General features: G+C 73.4%; 16 protein-coding genes. 10 read left to right on the plus strand and 6 right to left on the minus strand.

What is annotated here, in order from left to right:
• Nucleotides 1-17 precede the first annotated feature (17 nt).
• Both VMD91_03485 and VMD91_03490 read right to left on the minus strand, forming a co-directional pair.
• A complete protein-coding gene (locus tag VMD91_03485; GenBank protein ID HTW83117.1) occupies nucleotides 18-1,979 on the minus strand; it encodes an ATP-dependent Clp protease ATP-binding subunit in 1,962 nt (653 codons plus the stop codon).
• Nucleotides 1,980-2,022: 43 nt separating this feature from the next.
• On the minus strand, nucleotides 2,023-2,751 hold the full coding sequence (locus VMD91_03490) for an SIMPL domain-containing protein (protein ID HTW83118.1): 729 nt from the start codon (nucleotides 2,749-2,751) through the stop codon (nucleotides 2,023-2,025).
• Between the two features lie 125 nt (nucleotides 2,752-2,876).
• On the opposite strand from VMD91_03490, the gene VMD91_03495 reads away from it, so the two are divergent.
• From VMD91_03495 to VMD91_03540, 10 genes are all read left to right on the plus strand, one after another.
• A complete protein-coding gene (locus VMD91_03495) occupies nucleotides 2,877-3,140 on the plus strand; it encodes a GlsB/YeaQ/YmgE family stress response membrane protein (protein HTW83119.1) in 264 nt (87 codons plus the stop codon).
• Nucleotides 3,141-3,245: 105 nt separating this feature from the next.
• Nucleotides 3,246-3,488, plus strand: coding sequence for a 4Fe-4S binding protein (locus VMD91_03500; protein HTW83120.1), 243 nt, complete (start codon nucleotides 3,246-3,248; stop codon nucleotides 3,486-3,488).
• A 15-nt stretch (nucleotides 3,489-3,503) separates the two neighbouring features.
• Nucleotides 3,504-4,175: a methyltransferase domain-containing protein gene (locus tag VMD91_03505; GenBank protein HTW83121.1), complete on the plus strand. Its 672-nt coding sequence runs from the start codon at nucleotides 3,504-3,506 to the stop codon at nucleotides 4,173-4,175.
• A complete protein-coding gene (locus VMD91_03510; protein ID HTW83122.1) occupies nucleotides 4,172-5,350 on the plus strand; it encodes an NAD(P)/FAD-dependent oxidoreductase in 1,179 nt (392 codons plus the stop codon). Before VMD91_03505 ends, VMD91_03510 begins: the two co-directional genes overlap by 4 nt.
• On the plus strand, nucleotides 5,347-5,793 hold the full coding sequence (locus VMD91_03515; GenBank protein ID HTW83123.1) for an SRPBCC family protein: 447 nt from the start codon (nucleotides 5,347-5,349) through the stop codon (nucleotides 5,791-5,793). The genes VMD91_03510 and VMD91_03515 overlap by 4 nt, the downstream gene beginning before the upstream one ends.
• Nucleotides 5,790-7,025, plus strand: a complete 1,236-nt coding sequence (locus tag VMD91_03520; GenBank protein HTW83124.1) for a beta-ketoacyl-[acyl-carrier-protein] synthase family protein — start codon at nucleotides 5,790-5,792, stop codon at nucleotides 7,023-7,025. The genes VMD91_03515 and VMD91_03520 overlap by 4 nt, the downstream gene beginning before the upstream one ends.
• A complete protein-coding gene (locus VMD91_03525; GenBank protein HTW83125.1) occupies nucleotides 7,015-7,704 on the plus strand; it encodes an ABC transporter ATP-binding protein in 690 nt (229 codons plus the stop codon). Before VMD91_03520 ends, VMD91_03525 begins: the two co-directional genes overlap by 11 nt.
• A complete protein-coding gene (locus tag VMD91_03530) occupies nucleotides 7,701-10,280 on the plus strand; it encodes an FtsX-like permease family protein (GenBank protein HTW83126.1) in 2,580 nt (859 codons plus the stop codon). Before VMD91_03525 ends, VMD91_03530 begins: the two co-directional genes overlap by 4 nt.
• The gene (locus VMD91_03535; protein ID HTW83127.1) at nucleotides 10,277-11,335 is read left to right on the plus strand and encodes a lipocalin-like domain-containing protein; all 1,059 of its coding nucleotides are present in this window, start codon (nucleotides 10,277-10,279) and stop codon (nucleotides 11,333-11,335) included. The genes VMD91_03530 and VMD91_03535 overlap by 4 nt, the downstream gene beginning before the upstream one ends.
• 115 nt (nucleotides 11,336-11,450) lie before the next feature.
• Entirely contained in the window at nucleotides 11,451-12,182 is a 732-nt protein-coding gene (locus VMD91_03540; protein HTW83128.1) for a hypothetical protein, read from the plus strand.
• On the opposite strand, the gene VMD91_03545 is transcribed toward VMD91_03540, so the two are convergent.
• The 4 genes from VMD91_03545 to bioB form a co-directional block, all read right to left on the minus strand.
• The gene (locus VMD91_03545) at nucleotides 12,179-12,412 is read right to left on the minus strand and encodes a NifU family protein (GenBank protein HTW83129.1); all 234 of its coding nucleotides are present in this window, start codon (nucleotides 12,410-12,412) and stop codon (nucleotides 12,179-12,181) included. The genes VMD91_03540 and VMD91_03545 overlap by 4 nt on opposite strands.
• A complete protein-coding gene (locus VMD91_03550; protein HTW83130.1) occupies nucleotides 12,413-13,318 on the minus strand; it encodes a hypothetical protein in 906 nt (301 codons plus the stop codon).
• Between the two features lie 122 nt (nucleotides 13,319-13,440).
• Nucleotides 13,441-14,331, minus strand: a complete 891-nt coding sequence (locus tag VMD91_03555; GenBank protein ID HTW83131.1) for a prenyltransferase — start codon at nucleotides 14,329-14,331, stop codon at nucleotides 13,441-13,443.
• A gap of 56 nt (nucleotides 14,332-14,387) precedes the next feature.
• Nucleotides 14,388-15,353: a biotin synthase BioB gene (gene bioB / locus VMD91_03560; protein HTW83132.1), complete on the minus strand. Its 966-nt coding sequence runs from the start codon at nucleotides 15,351-15,353 to the stop codon at nucleotides 14,388-14,390.
• Nucleotides 15,354-15,381: the final 28 nt, after the last annotated feature.

Genomic DNA, 15,381 nt, shown 5'->3' on the forward strand with positions numbered 1-15,381 from the left:
CTCCTTGTACCCTGCAATCAGGCGGCTTCCACCGTGACGGCGGTTCCGTCGTAGTCGACGCGGGCCGTTTGGCCGCCGCCCAGGCGGCCGCGCAGGATGGCCTCGGAGAGCGGGGTCGTGACGTGGCGGGCGATCGTCCGCGCGACGTAACGCGCGCCGCTGCCCTGCGCCATGCTCTCGTCGGCCAGGAAACACCGCGCCGGCTCGGAGAGGTCGAGCCGCATCGCGTGCGCGCCGACCCGATCCGCCAACTGCGCGATCTGCAGCTCGACGATCCGCTCGATCTGCGGGCGGCCCAGCTCGGCGAAGAAGATCAGCTCGTCGATGCGGTCGAGCAGCTCGGGGCGCAACGTTCCCTCGACCTCGTCGCGATCCAGGTTCGACGTGAGCACGACGATCGCGTGGCGGAAGTCGATCGTGCGGCCCTTGGCGTCGGTGACGCGGCCGTCGTCGAGGATCTGCAGCAGGATCGCGGCGACGTCGGGGTGCGCTTTCTCGATCTCGTCGAACAGCACCACCGAATAGGGCCGGCGGCGGATCGGCTCGGTCAGCTGGCCCGCCTCCTCGTGGCCCTGATAGCCGGGCGGCGCGCCCAGCAGCCGCGAGATCGTGTGCGCTTCGGTGTACTCGGAGAGATCGAGGCGCACCAGCGCGTCGTCGGTGCCGAACAGCGCGTGCGCCAGCGCGCGCGCCAGCTCGGTCTTGCCGACGCCGCTGGGCCCGACGAACAAGAAGCCGCCGACCGGTTTGCGCGGGTCCTTGAGGCCGGCGCGCGCGCGTCGAATCGCTTCGGCGACCGCGCGCACCGCTTGGCCTTGCCCGACCACGCGCGCTTCGAGCGCGCCTTCGAGCGCCAGCAGGCCGGCGCGCTGCGCGTCGGTGATCGTCCCTTGCGGGATGCCGGTCCAGCGCGAGACGACGGCCGCGACCCGCTCGACGTCGACGCGCGCCTCGCCGCGCATCGACGCGCCGGCCGCGGCCTCGTCGACGACGTCGATCGCCTTGTCGGGCAGATAGCGGTCGGCGATGTAGCGCGCGGAGAGGGCGGCCGCCGCTTCGAGCGCGTCGTCGTCGATGCGCACGCCGTGGTGCGCGGCGTACTTGGGCCGCAGGCCGCGCAGGATCGTCACCGTCTGTTCAATGGTCGGCTCGTCGACCTGCACCGGCTGGAAGCGCCGTTCCAGCGCGGCGTCGGACTCGACGTACTTGCGGTACTCGTCGAACGTCGTCGCGCCGATGCACTGCAGCTCGCCGCGCGCCAGCTCCGGCTTGATCATCGAGCTCAGATCGAGCGAACCTTCGGCGGCGCCGGCGCCGACCAGCGTGTGCAGCTCGTCGATGAACAGGATCACCTCGCGGCCCGCGCGCTTGACCTCGTCGATGATCTTCTTGACGCGGCCTTCGAACTCGCCGCGATATTTCGTGCCGGCCACCAGCGGACCGAGCGAGAGCGCCAGCACGCGCTTCTCGCGCAGCGCGCTCGGTACGTCGTTGCGCGCGATGCGCTGGGCGAGCCCTTCGACGATCGCCGTCTTACCCACGCCCGGCTCGCCGATCAGCACCGGATTGTTCTTGCTGCGCCGGGCGAGGATCGAGACGACGCGCTCGACCTCGTCGTCGCGTCCGATGACCGGGTCGAGCTCGTTGCGCCGCGCCGCTTCGGTTAGGTCGCGCGAGTACTGGGCCAGCGTCGAGGGACCGGTGAAGACGCGGCCCAGGTCGCGCAGGGTCGGATTGGGCGCGGCCGGCTCGCCCTTCTCGCCCGCGTTGCCGCGGCGGTTGACCGAGTCGATCGCGAAGGCGGCGCCGCCGACCAATGCGGCGGCGGCCGCGGCCGCCCCGAGGATCGCCAGCGGCGTGCGGCGGCGCCGCTTGGCGCAGTCCGCGCAGACCTCGGCCTCGACCCAGCGCCCACCCCGCATGGCGTAGTCGTGGACGCTGGCCGGTTTCTGCCGGCAGACCTCACAAGTGGCGGTCATCGCACCGTACCTACCCGGCCGGTCGCGGCCCGGTTTCGAGCGCCTACGGGGCGATGCGGTAGACGACCGTGACCGTCTGGCGGATCGAGAGGCTGCCGGGCTGGACGTTGGTCGGCACGTTGGCCTGATACGTGTCCGCCATCCGGAACGCGATCGGCTGCGGTTGATAGAAGACCGGCTGGCTGCCGATGGAGGCGATCCCCGTCAGCCGTACGTGGGCAGCCGCCGCGATCGCTTCGGCCTGGGCGGCCGCGTCGGCGACCGCGGCGGCTTGCGCGGTGCGTTCGACCGTCCGTTCGTCGCGGACGGTGAAGGCGACACCGTCGACGTTCGTGACGCCGGCCGCGACGCCGGCGTCGATCAGCGCGCCGACCTGGTTGACGTCGTCGGTCGTGGCCGAGACGTTGCGGGTCACCACGAAGCCGTAACGCTCGCCGGACTGCGGATTCGGCACGGGCGGGCGCGGCTGGAAGGTGATCCCGAACGAGAGCGTACGCAGGCTGGGGCCGCGGACGCCGAGCGCGTCGAGCTTCGCCGCGAGCGCCGCGTAGGCGGCGTTGTTGGCCGAGGTCGCGGCGGCCGCGCGATCGTCGTTGGTGATGATGCCGAAGGTGACGATCGCCCGGTCGGGGGCGCGTTCGACGACGCCGACGCCCGTCACCGAGAGCGTCGGCGCCGGCGGCGGCTCGGCCGCCGGGGCGGCGGCCGGCAGCGCGACGGCGAGCGCCAACGCCGGAACGGCCACGTGTGCGATGCGTGGGAAGCGTTTCATGTTCACCTCAACGGAGCGGGCAGGCGCCTCGTGCCCGTTTCGGGGCCGGGGTGCGGGGAATCCTAAGGAGCACCGGCGCCGATCCAAGCGCCACGAAACTCGAGGAGAAAGGCTACCGCGTCATCATGAGTATCTTGAGCTGGTTGGTCGTCGGCCTGATCGCGGGGTTGCTCGCGAAATGGGTGGTGCCCGGCGAAGGGCCGGGGGGCATCCTGGGCGACATCGTCGTGGGCATCATCGGTGGGTTCATCGGCGGTTGGCTCTTCAACATGTTCGGCCATACCGGGCTGACCGGGATCAACATCTGGAGCATCGTCGTGGCCTTCGTCGGGGCCGTCATCCTGCTGTTCATCCTGCGCGCGATCAGCGGCCGCCGGGCGACCTACTGACCGCGACACCCCTTCCCGCGGCAGGCGCCGCCCGGGCTTCCGGCGCGGCGCCTGCTGCTTTTGTCGGTAGGAGCCGTCCCCCCGGCCGCGCAACCCCTTCGCCCCATGGCGTACGTCATCACCGAACCCTGCATCGGCACCAAGGACAAGTCGTGTGTGGACGTCTGTCCGGTCGATTGCATTCACGGCGATGACGAGGACACGCAGCTGTTCATCGACCCGGAAGTCTGCATCGATTGCGGCGCCTGCGTCTCCGCCTGCCCGGTCGAGGCGATCTATGCCGATTCCGACGTCCCCGAGAAGTGGAAGAACTTCATCGAAGTCAACGCGGAGTGGTACAAGAAGTAGCCCTTTGAGGCGCGCGTGCGCCGCACGGTCGCCCGCGAGCTGATGGACGAGCCCGTCGACGACGTCGACGAGCTCGCCGGGAACCTGCGCGACATCGCGTTCGCGAACCGCCGCTTGGGCGGAGTTGCGCCGGTGCTGCGCGCGTTGCGTGCGCTCGGCGCGCGCAGCGTGCTCGACGTCGGCTCGGGCCTGGCCGACATCCCGCTCGCGGTCGCGCGGGACGCGCGCGAGCGCGGCACTCAGATTCACCTCACGTGTCTGGACCACAGTGAGCAGATGCTCGCGCTGGCCCGAGAGCGCTGCGATCACCACCCGGATCTGACCTTCGTGCGCGCCGAGGGCACGCAACTGCCGTTCGGCGCAGGCTCGTTCGACGTCGTGCTGTGCACGCTGGCGCTGCATCATTTCGACGGCACGGCCGCGCACGCGCTGCTGCGCGAGCTGCGCCGCGTCGCGCGGGTGACGCCGCTGGTCTGCGATCTGCGCCGCTCGCCGGTGGCGCTGGCAGCGACGTGGCTGTGGTCGCGCACGTCGCGCAACCGCCTGACCCGGCACGATGCGCCGCTCTCGGTGCGCCGCGCCTACACGCCCGGCGAAGCGCTGGCGCTGGCGCGCGCGGCGGGCTGGACGACGCCGGTGGTGCGGCGCGAGCCGTTCTTTCGCATGACGCTGGCGGACGCGCGATGAGCGACGAGGTGGTCGTGGTCGGGGCCGGCCCGGCCGGCAGCGCGACGGCGTTGCTGCTGGCGCGGGCGGGCGCGCGCGTGCGCGTCCTGGAGCGCGCGCAGTTTCCGCGCCGCAAGGTGTGCGGCGAGTACCTCAACGCCGGCGCGCTGGCGGCGCTCGACCGGCTGGGCGTCGGCGAGGCGGCCCGCGCCGCCGGCGCGCCGCTGCACGGCGTGCGGCTCGTCGCGCCCGGCGCCGCGCCGGTCGCGCTGCGGTTCGCGCAGCCGGCACTGGCGTGCGCGCGCGATCGCTTGGACGCGCTGCTGCTCGACGCCGCACGCGCGGCCGGCGCGCAGGTCGAACGCGCGCGCGTCGACGAGCTGCTGCACGCGGACGGCCGCTGTGCGGGCGTGCGCGCGCGCGACGAACGCGGCGAGGTCGTCGAGCGCCGGGCGCGGATCGTCGTCGGCGCCGACGGGACCGGCTCGCTGGTCGCGCGCCGGTTGGGCCTCGCGCGGCCGTCGCGCCGCGGCGCACGCTGGGCGGTCGGCGGTCACTACGCCGGCTTCGGCGCGCTGGACGGGTGCGTCGAGATGTACGTCGGCGGCGGCGCGTACTTCGCGCTCAACCCGCTCGACGCCGATGCGGCCAACGTGATGGTGGTCGTACCGCGGAACCGGCTGGCCCGGTGGGCCGACGACCTCGACGCCGGCGTCGGCGCCGCCGCCGCGGCGCTGGCGCACGGCGCGCGCTCCTTCGCCGGCACCACGCGGCTCGGCGCCCGGGTGAGCGTCGGCCCGCTGGCGCACGACGTGCGCGCGGTCGCCGCGCCGGGCGCGCTTCTGGCGGGCGACGCGGCCGGATTCCTGGACCCGTTCACCGGACAAGGCGTCGCGCTGGCGCTGCTCGACGCGGAGCGCGCGGCCGAGACGGCGCTGCGCGCGTTGCGCGCGCCGGCGGACGAGCCGCGTGCGTTCGCCGCCTACGATCGCGACCGGCGCGCGGACCGGCGCCGGCGACGCGGCCTGTGCCGCGCGGTCGCGCTGCTGGTCGACGTGCCGCCGCTCGCGCGGCGCGCCTCGGCGCGGCTGGCGCGTTCGCCCGAGTTGGGCGCGGCGCTGCTCGACGCGCTGGCGGGGACCCTCGCTCCGCGGCGCGCGTTCGGGCCGGGCGTGCTCGTGCGACTGCTGGCATGATCGTCACCCGTACCGCGATCGAGATCGCGGCCTCGCCCGCGGCGATCTTCGCGCTGGCTTCGGCGACCGAACGGTGGCCCGCGATCCTGCCGCACTACCGCTACGTGCGGGTGATCGAGCAGCTCGGCTCGAGCCGGCTGGTCGCGATGGGCGCGCGCCACGACGGCATCCCGATCGGCTGGGTGGCGCGCCAGACGAACGACGCGAGCACGCCGCACATCGCCTTCCATCACCTGCGCGGGTGGACGCGCGGGATGGACGTCGAGTGGATCTTCGAGCCGCACGGCGACCGCACGCGGGTGACGATCGAGCATCGCCTGGCCTTCCGCTTTCCGTTCGCGGCCGACTGGCTCGGCAAGCACGTCGTCTGCGACTACTTCGTCGACGGCGTCGCGAACAAGACGCTGGCGACGATCAAACGTCTGGCCGAGCAGGGCGCGTGACCGCCGCGCATCGGGTCGCGGTGACGGGCCTGGGCGTGGTGACGCCGCTCGGCATCGGGATCGACGCGTTCTGGTCGAGCGTACTGGCCGAACGGGTCGCGGTCGCGCCGTTGACGCGCTTTCCGACCGACGGCTACCGGTCGGCGATCGCGGCGCAGATCGACGACTTCGCGCCCGACGATTTCCTGAGCACCAAGCGCATCCGTTGGACCGACCGCTTCGCGCAGCTGGCGATCGCGGCCGCGCGGCTGGCCCTCTCCGACGCCGCGTTCGATCCGGCGCGCGCGCCCGGCGAGGTCGCGGTTTCGCTGGGCTCGGCGCTCGGCGGCCTAGCCTACGCCGACGAGCAGCACGACATCTTTCGCGCGCAGGGCTTGGACGCCGTCAAGCCGCTGCTGGCGCTCTCGGTGTTCGGCGGTTCGGCGCCGTGCAACGTCGCGCTCGAGTTCGACCTGCGCGGGCCGGTGCTGGCCAACGGCAACTCGTGCGCGGCCGGCGCCGTCGCGATCGGCGAAGCGTTCCGCGCGATCGCGCGCGGCGACGTGCGCGCCGCGCTCGCCGGCGGGGTCGAGGCGCCGCTCTCGCCGCTCGTGTTCGGCGCCTTCACCGTCATCCGCGCGATGTCGACCAACAACGCTGATCCGGCCGGTGCGAGCCGGCCGTTCGATCGCGCGCGCGACGGCTTCGTCATGGCCGAAGGCGCCGGCGTGCTCGTGCTCGAGCGGCTCGACGACGCGCTCGCGCGCGGGGCGCGCGTCTACGCCGAGATCGCCGGCTACGGGTTGACCAACGACGCCTACCACATGTCGGCGCCGCGGCCCGACGGCTCGGCCAACCTGCGCGCGATGCGCGGTGCGCTCGACGAAGCGGGGCTGACGCCGAACGAGCTCGACGTCGTCAACGCGCACGGCAGCGCGACCGTGCTCGGCGACGCGTGCGAGGCGCTGGCGGTGCGCGCGCTGCTCGGCGAGCGCGCGGCGAGCGTGCCGGTGACGGCGACGAAGGGACAGCACGCGCACGCGCTCGGCGCGACCGGTGCCTGGGAAGCGGCGCTGGCCTGCCGCACGATCGAGCGGGGCGTGATCCCGCGCAGCGTCAACGCCGACGATCTCGACCCGGACTGCGGCCTGGCCGTCACGCGCACGCGCCTCGAGCGCCCGGTACGCAGCGTGCTCTCGAGCTCGGCCGGATTCGGCGGCATCAACGCGGCGTTGGTCCTGCGTGCGCTCTGACCGGCGCGGCGCCGAGCCGCCGGTGCTCGCGCGCGCGGTGGTCAAGGAGTACGGCAGCGGGACGGAGATCGTGCGCGCGCTCGACGGCGTCTCGCTGGCGGTCGAGCGCGGCGAGATGGTCGCGCTCGTCGGTCCCAGCGGGTGCGGAAAGACCACGTTGCTCAACCTGATCGGCTGCATCGACGTGCCGAGCAGCGGCGAGGTGCTGGTCGAAGGCGCCTCGACGCTGGCGCTCGGCGACGACGCGCTGACGGCGCTGCGCCGCGAGCGGATCGGCACCGTCTTCCAATTCTTCAACCTGCTACCGGCGATGCGGATCGCCGACAACGTCGGGCTGCCGCTGGCGCTGCAGCGCGTCGAGCGCGCCGAGATCGCCACCCGCGTGCGTGCCGCGTTGGCGCAGGTCGGCTTGAGCGAGAAGGCGCACGCGTTCCCGGCCGATCTCTCCGGCGGTCAGCTGCAGCGCGCCGCGATCGCGCGCGCGATCGTGCACCGCCCGGCGATCGTGCTGGCGGACGAGCCGACCGGAAACCTCGACTCGCAGACCGGCGCCGGCGTGCTGGCGCTGCTGCGCGCGCTGGCCGACGGCGGCGAGACGATCGTGCTGGCCACGCACAGCGCCGAGGCGGCGGCGATCTGCGACCGCACGATCGCGATGCGCGACGGCCGCTTGGCGTGAGCGCGTTGCCGCTGCTGCGCGCGCTGGTGCTCGGGCCGTGGCGCGCGGACCGGCTGCGCTCGCTGGTCACGCTGGTCGCGGTGGCGCTGGCGGTCGCGATCGGGCTGGCGATCGATCTGGCCGACGCGACGGCGATCGCCTCGTTCGCCTCGAGCGTCGACGTCGTCTCGAACCACGTCACGCTGCAGGTGCTCGGCATCGGCAGCGGCTTCGACGAGCGCGCGCTGCTGCGCGTGCAGGCCGTCCCCGGCGTCGAGCTCGCCGCGCCCGCGATCGAGGACACGCTGACGGTCGGCGTGCGGCGCGGCGATCCGTTCGGGGGCGAGGTGCTGCGCGTGCTGGGCGTCGATCTGCTGCGCCCGTTGCCGGGCGTCGCGCCCCCGCCGCAGGCGACGCCGGGATCGCCGGGCGCGACGGCCGTCGATCCGTGGGTGCTGGTGAACGGCCATGGCGCCCTGGTGTCGGCGGCGTTGGCGGCACGCCATCGCTGGCGCGTCGGCCAGACGATCCACGCGCTCGCCGCCGATCGCGCCGTCGTGCTGCGGCTGGCGGGGATCGTGCCCAGCGGCAGCGTGCGGATCGACTCGAGCGTCGTGTTCGTCGACGTCGCGACCGCGCAAGAGGTGTTCGGCAAGATCGGCCTGCTCGACCGGATCGACTGCGTGGTCGCGCCGGCGCGCCTGGCCGCCGTGCAGCGCGCGCTCGAGGCCGTCGTTCCGGCGGGCGCGCGCGTCGTGCGGCCGGCGACGCGCACGCGCGAGATCGAGCGCATGCTGCAGAGCTTCCGCCTCAATCTCGAAGCGCTGGCGTGGATCGCGCTCTTGGTCGGGATGTACCTGGTCTACAACGCGGTCGCGATCTCGGTCGTGCAGCGGCGCGCCGAGATCGGCACGGTGCGCGCGCTCGGCGCGAGCCGCGCGGCCGTGTTCCGCACCTTCGTGGCCGAAGGTGCGCTGCTGGGCGGCGCCGGCTCGCTGGCCGGGCTCGCGCTGGGCGCCGCGCTCGCGACGCTGGCCGTCGGCGCCGTCTCGCGCACCGTCGACTCGCTCTACGTCGCCTCGCACGCCGACCGTGTGCTGTTCACGCCGGGGCCGTTCGTCCTCGCGTTCGCGCTGGGCGTGCTGGCGTCGGTCGTCGCGGCCGCAGTGCCGGCGCTGGACGGCGCCGCGACGCCGCCCGCGATCGCGATGCGCGCGCGGGGCTTTGAGCGCCCGCGGCGGGGGATCGCGCGCCGGGCGACGCTCGTCGCGTTGGGCTGCTTCGGGCTGGCGGCAGCGTGCGCGCGCGTCCCGGCGCTCGACGGCGTGCCGGTGTTCGGCTACGCGGCGGGGCTGCTGCTGATCGCGGGCGGCTCGCTGCTGGCGCCGGCCGGCGTCCTGCTGCTCGCGCGCGCCGGACGCGCGCTCAGCGCGCGCCGTCCGATCGTCGCGCTGGCCGCCGCCAACGTCGGCGGCGCGCCGTTGCGGGTCGCCGTCGCGGTCGCCTCGTTGGCGATCGCGATCGCGATGATGGTCGCGGTCGGCGTCCTGGTCGCCTCGTTCCGCACCACCGTCGTCGCCTGGGCGAACGAGACGCTGCGCGCCGACTTGTTCGTGCGCCCGCTGGCGCTCGGCGACGCTTCGACCGACGCGCGCTTCTCGGCGGGCGTCGTGCGCGCGATCGCGCGCGTTCCGGGCGTCGCATCCGTCTCGACCTTCCGCGCGGTCACGATTCCCTACGGCGGACGGTTGACGACGCTGGGCGCGACGGATCTGGCCCAGCTCGGCCGCAGCGGGCCCCAGCTGCGGCTGCTGGGCGGTGCCCGAGCCGCGCAGCTGGCACGCGCCGTTCCCGGCACGCGCGACGTGCTGATCTCCGAGCCGTTCGCGTCGAAGTTCGGCGTGGGGACCGGGGACCGCATCGCGCTGCCGACGCCGTCGGGCGTCACGTCGTTCACGGTGGCGGCCGTCTACAACGACTACTCGTCGGACGGCGGGGTGGTGCTGCTCGACCGGCGCACCTTCGTGCGGCTCTTTCACGACGACGCCGTCAACTCGATCGCGATCGACGCGTCGCCGGGCGTCGACCTGGACCACTTGCGCACCGCCGTCTACCGGGCGGTCGCGCCGCATCGCGTGCTGGTCGAAACGAACCGCGAGCTGCGCGCGCTGGTCGTGCAGGTCTTCGACCGCACCTTCGCCATCACGTACGCGCTGGACGTCATCGCGATCGCGATCGCCGTGCTGGGCGTCGTCTCGACGCTGTTCGCGCTGGTGCTCGAGCGCCGCCGTGAGTTCGGCATCCTGCGCTATCTGGGGCTCTCGACCGGCGGCGTGCGCGCGACGGTCCTGACCGAAGCGGCCGGCGTCGGTCTACTCGGCGCGGGGCTGGGCGTCGGGCTCGGTTTCGTCCTGTCGCTGCTGCTGATCTTCGTCATCAACCGTCAGGCCTTCGGCTGGCTGATCGAGCTGCACGTGCCGTGGGCGTTCTTGGGCGAGACGGTGCTGCTGGTGCTGGCCGCGGCGGTGCTGGCCGGCCTCGCGCCGGCGCGGATCGCCGCGCGCATCCGCACCGCCGACGCGGTGCGCGGCGAATGATCCGGCTGACGGCGCTGTTCTTGGCCGCGCTCGGTTTCGCGAACGCGCGGCTGCCGTGGCACTTCGTCTTTCCGCGCGATCACGCGGCGCACGTCGCGTACCAGAGCGAGTGGTGGTATTTCACCGGCCACCTGGCGACGCGTGAGGGCCGGCGTTTCGGCTACGAGCTGACGTTCTTCCGCTACGGCCTGCGTCCCGGCGATCCGACGCCGGCGCCGGGTCAATCGCGTTGGCGCGGCAACCAGCTCTATCCGGCGCATCTGGCGCTGACCGACGAGCGCGGACGGCGCTTCGTCTACGACGAGGTGCTCGCGCGCGAAGCGCTGGGGATGGGCCGTGCTTCGACGCGCGCGCTCGACGTCGCCGTCGACGACTGGACGCTGCGCGGCGACGGCCCGTTCCGGTTGCACGCGCGCGGCGCGGGGTTGACGCTCGACCTCGTCCAGAGCGCCGAGAAGCCGCCCGCGATCCACGGCCGGAACGGCGTCTCGCTCAAGGGGGCGTGCGCGACCTGTGCCTCGCACTACTACTCGCTCACGCGGCTGCGCACGCGCGGCACGCTCGTCTACGACGGCGTGCGCAGCGCCGTCGGCGGCCTCTCGTGGATGGATCACGAGTTCGGCTCCGACGAGCTGCAGCCCGACGAAGCCGGTTGGGATTGGTTCGCGATCCAGCTCGACGACCGCCGCGAGATCATGGACTACCGGCTGCGCCGCCGCGACGGGACCGCCGTGCCCGAGTCGAGCGGCTCGCTGGTCGACGCGCGCGGGCGCGTGCATCCGCTCGCACTGGCCGACGTCGCGGTCGGCGCGACCGGGCGCTGGACCAGCCCGCATACGCACGGCGTCTATCCCAGCGGGTGGCGCGTGCGCGTTCCACGCGCGCGGCTCGACCTCGTGCTGACGCCGGTGCTGGCGGATCAGGAGCTGGCCGACGGCGCGGGCGGTGTCGCGTATTGGGAAGGCGACGTCGACGTGTACGATGCGGCGAGCGGACGGCATCTCGGCGTCGGGTACGTCGAGCTGACGGGCTACGCCGGCGCGCTCGCTCTGTAGCAGGCCGTACCCTCGCCCATCTACGCCTACGAGTCGACGTTCTGGGAACCGCTCTTCGCGTCGACCGGCTGTTGCAGTAAGGGTCATCGCGAGAGGGCACCGAAGCCGTCTCGCGATGACGCTTCGCGAAGCGAACGCGCAAGGGTTCATGCACCGCGAGCGCACGCGCTACCGGGCCGGAACCAGCCCGCTGCTCGGCCTCGTGCTCGAGCCGGCGGCGGGCGAGGGCGCGATCGTCGACGTCGCCGACATCGCCGAGCTGCACGCCGTCACGTTCGCGCCCAGCCGGGCGGCGACGATCGGCGCGTTCGCGGCGCCCGCAGCGTTGGCCGACGCGCCGCACCTGTGCCCAGCGGACTTGTCCGCCGCCGGCATTCGCATGCGGCTGGCGCTGCACGACGCGCGCGTCACCGTCTACGGACTCGGTCGCACGCGCACGGTCCCGGTCGACGGACTGACGCTGGCGCCGTACGAGCTGCCGGCGGTGATCGAGGTTCCGGCGCCCAAGCCCGGCCTGGGCGTCGCGGAACGCCGGATCGTGCAGCGCGAAGGCGGCCACGCGATCGCGCTCGGCGTCACCGTCGCGCTGCGCGTCTCGCTGCTGGGCCGGTTCGAGAACGTGCGCATCCTGGTCGACGTCGGCGGCGAGGTGCGACGCGCCGCCGACGCCGAGAAGGCGCTCGAGAAGCAGCGCGTCGAGCGCGATCGCTTCCCCGAGGTCGCGCGGATGGGTGCGAACGCCGTGCCGGGCGCCGACGCGCGCGCCAGCGCGATCCAGCGCGCGGTCGTGCCGCTGACGATGGCCGCGCTGCGCGACGCCTTCGCCGAAGCGCGCGCCGGCGCCTAAATGTGTTCGACGGTGCGGATCTCGGGGACGTCCTCGCGGACGACCGCTTCGATCCCGCCTTTGAGCGTCGCGTTCGAGGCGGGACAGCCGCCGCAAGCTCCGATCATCTGCACGTATGCGACGTCTTCCTTGATGTCGATGAGCCAGACGTCGCCGCCGTCGCGGCGGATCGCCGGCCGAATCCGGTCCAGGGCCGCTTCGACGCGGTCCTGGACCGAGAGGGTCGTCATTCAGTCACCGTAGTTCTTGAGCAGCTCGTGCATGCGGCCGGACATCGCGACCGCGTCGTCCCAGTGGCGCTGCCACATGTTCCGACCGAAGATCAAGCCGACGCAGCCGGCCTCCATCGCCAGGTGCGCCTTCTCGATGGTCGCGTCGTCGCCGAGCTTCGAGCCGCCCGACACGAGCACCAGCGTGCGGCCCGCCGACTTCACGACCTTGCGCAAGCCGTCGAGCTCGCTCATCGTCAGCGTGTTGTACGGCTTGGGCGCCGCGGGCGCGGCCTCTTCGGCGTTCGGCACGTTGAGCTTGACGATGTCGGCGCCGATCTCGCAGGCGACGCGCGCCGCGTAGTCGACCGCGTAGAGCGAGTCCTGACCGCCTTTGGCCTTGATCGCCGAGCCGCGCGGATACGACCACACGATCAGCGGCATGCCGTACTTCTCGCACTCGCGGCGCACCTCGTTGGCCTGCGCGATGTCGATGTCTTGCGACGGCGAGCCGACGTAGAGCGTGTAGCCGACGGCGCTCGCGCCCAGCCGCACCGCGTCCTCGACGCTCGAGGTCATCGACGAGAACGACTCGTCGTCGGGCGGCACGTTGGTCTTCCCGTTGACCTTGAGCACCAGCGGCACTTTGCCGGCGTAGGCTTTGTGATACTTCTCCGCCAGGCCGATGTGGTAGGCGATGCCGGAGAAGTTGCCCGCGACGGCCAGCCGCAGCACCCAGTCGGTGTCGATCGCGTCGGGGTTGTCGAAGAAGTCGACCGGACCGTGCTCGAGCCCTTGGTCGATCGGCAACAGCATCAGCGTCCCGTTGGCCGGGCCGTGCTGGTACATCATCGAGTACAGCCGCGCGCGCTTCCCGGTCGAGAGGTTGAGGTCGTCGAACGTCGGGCGGCGGATCGAAGCGAGCATGTCGTGCGGTTCCCCTTGGTAATCGAGTGCGTCGGCCGCACCGCTTCGCGCGGCCGGACTCCCGTCCATTGTGCCCCGCCGGCCCGGCGCGCGCAACGACGCCGGTCGCCGCCGCCGGGCGCTCAGCGGGCCCCGGCGGTCAGCCCGAAGGCCAGCGCCAGCCCGCTCGCCGTGGTCGCGTAGAAGGCCACCCCGCCCAGCGCGACGCGCGCCGGCCGCCAGTCGCCGCGCGCGCACAGGACCAGGCCGACCGCGCAGGCCAGCGCCGGCAAGCCGAGGGCCGCGACGGCCGGCGAGCCGCCGGCGCGCACCAGCGCCCACGCGGTCGCCAGGACGGCGCCCGCCAGGACCAGCGGCAGTCGAACGAAGGTCGTCGCCGGCCCCCAGCGGACGACCCAGGTCCGCTTCCCGCCACCGGCGTCCTCGCCGCAGTCGGGCAGCTCGACGCACAGCATCATCGCCACCATCGCCAGCAGGGGGCCGGTCAGCACCGGCAGCAGCACCGGGTCGAGCCGGCCGGCGAAGGCGGCATCGGCCGCCGCCGGCACCAGGCCGGCCACGACCAGCGCGGCGTCCACCTCGCCCAGGCCACGCGCGGCCAACCGCAGCGGCGGCGCTGAGTAGAGCCACCCCCCGGCCAGGATCGCCGCGCCGAGCACCGCGACCAGCGGGTCGCCCACCAGCGCGAAGCGGGCCGCCGCCAGCGCGCCCAGGGCCGCGCACGCGAGGGCCGCGCGCAGGGCGACCACCGGCGCGAGCGCGCCGCCGGCCGCGACGACGCCGCTGCCGCCCGACCAGGCGGTTCGGCGCGCGCCCGCGTCGGTCTCGCGGTCGAAGTAGTCGTTCGCGTAGTGGACCATCAGGTGGAACGCGCTGACCATCGCCTGGACCCACAGATAGGTCGCGAGCGTGACGGCATGGCCGCTCCACGCCGCCACGGCCGCGCCCAGACCGACGCCGGCGATGCCACCGAAGAGAAAGAGCGGGCGCGAGAGGCGGACGAACGCGATCAACGCGCGGGCGGATCGGGCGAAGCCCGAACGCGACGGCTTCGGCGCAGCCGAAGCCACTAGAAGAGTGCGGCGAAGAGGGCTTCGTCGTCGTCGGGTGCGGCGTTCGGCGTCGTCAGCAGCTTCTCGCCGGTGAAGACCGAGTTCGCGCCGGCCATGAACGCCAGCGCCTGTATCCCCGCGCCCAGCTCCTTGCGGCCGGCCGACAAACGCACGCGCGCGCGCGGCATCGCGATGCGCGCGACCGCGACCGCGCGGACGACTTCGAACCCGTCGACCGCCGGCCGGCCGCCCAGCGGCGTGCCCGCGACGCTGACCAGCGCGTTGATGGGCACGCTCTCGGGGTGCGGGTCGCGGCGCGCCAAGACGCCGAGCATCGCGACCCGGTCGGCGCGCGTCTCGCCCATTCCGACGATGCCGCCGCAGCACACGCCGATCCCGGCCGCCTCGACCGCGTCGAGCGTGCGCAGCCGGTCCTCGTAGGTCCGCGTGTGGATGATCCGCGGATAGAAGTCGGGGCCGCTGTCGAGGTTGTGGTTGTACGCGGTCAAGCCGGCCTCGGCCAGCGCGCGCGCCTGGTGCGGCTCGAGCATCCCCAGCGTGACGCAGGCTTCCATCCCCAACGCGCGCACCCCGCGAACCATCGCCAGGACCGCGTCGAACTGCGGGCCGTCCTTGACGCTGCGCCAGGCCGCGCCCATGCAGAAACGCGACGCGCCGTCGTCTTTCGCCGCGCGGGCCGCGGCCAGCACGACCTCGACGTCGAGCAGCGCTTCGGCCTGCACGCCGGTCGCGTAGCGTGCCGACTGCGGGCAGTACGCGCAGTCCTCGGGGCAGCCGCCGGTCTTGACGCTCAGCAGCGTCGCGCGCTGCACGTCGGCCGGATCGTGGCACGCGCGGTGCACGCCAGCAGCGCGGTAGACCAAGTCGAGCAACGGCAGGTCGGCGAGTGCTTGCAGCTCCGCGTCGGTCCAATCGTGACGGATCGGCGCGGGGTGCGGACGGAGCTCGGTGCTGGCGGGCATCGTGCCCGAGCTTCGCGGGGGAGCGCGG

The sequence above is a fragment of the Candidatus Sulfotelmatobacter sp. genome (assembly GCA_035504415.1).
Lineage (GTDB): Bacteria > Vulcanimicrobiota > Vulcanimicrobiia > Vulcanimicrobiales > Vulcanimicrobiaceae > Vulcanimicrobium.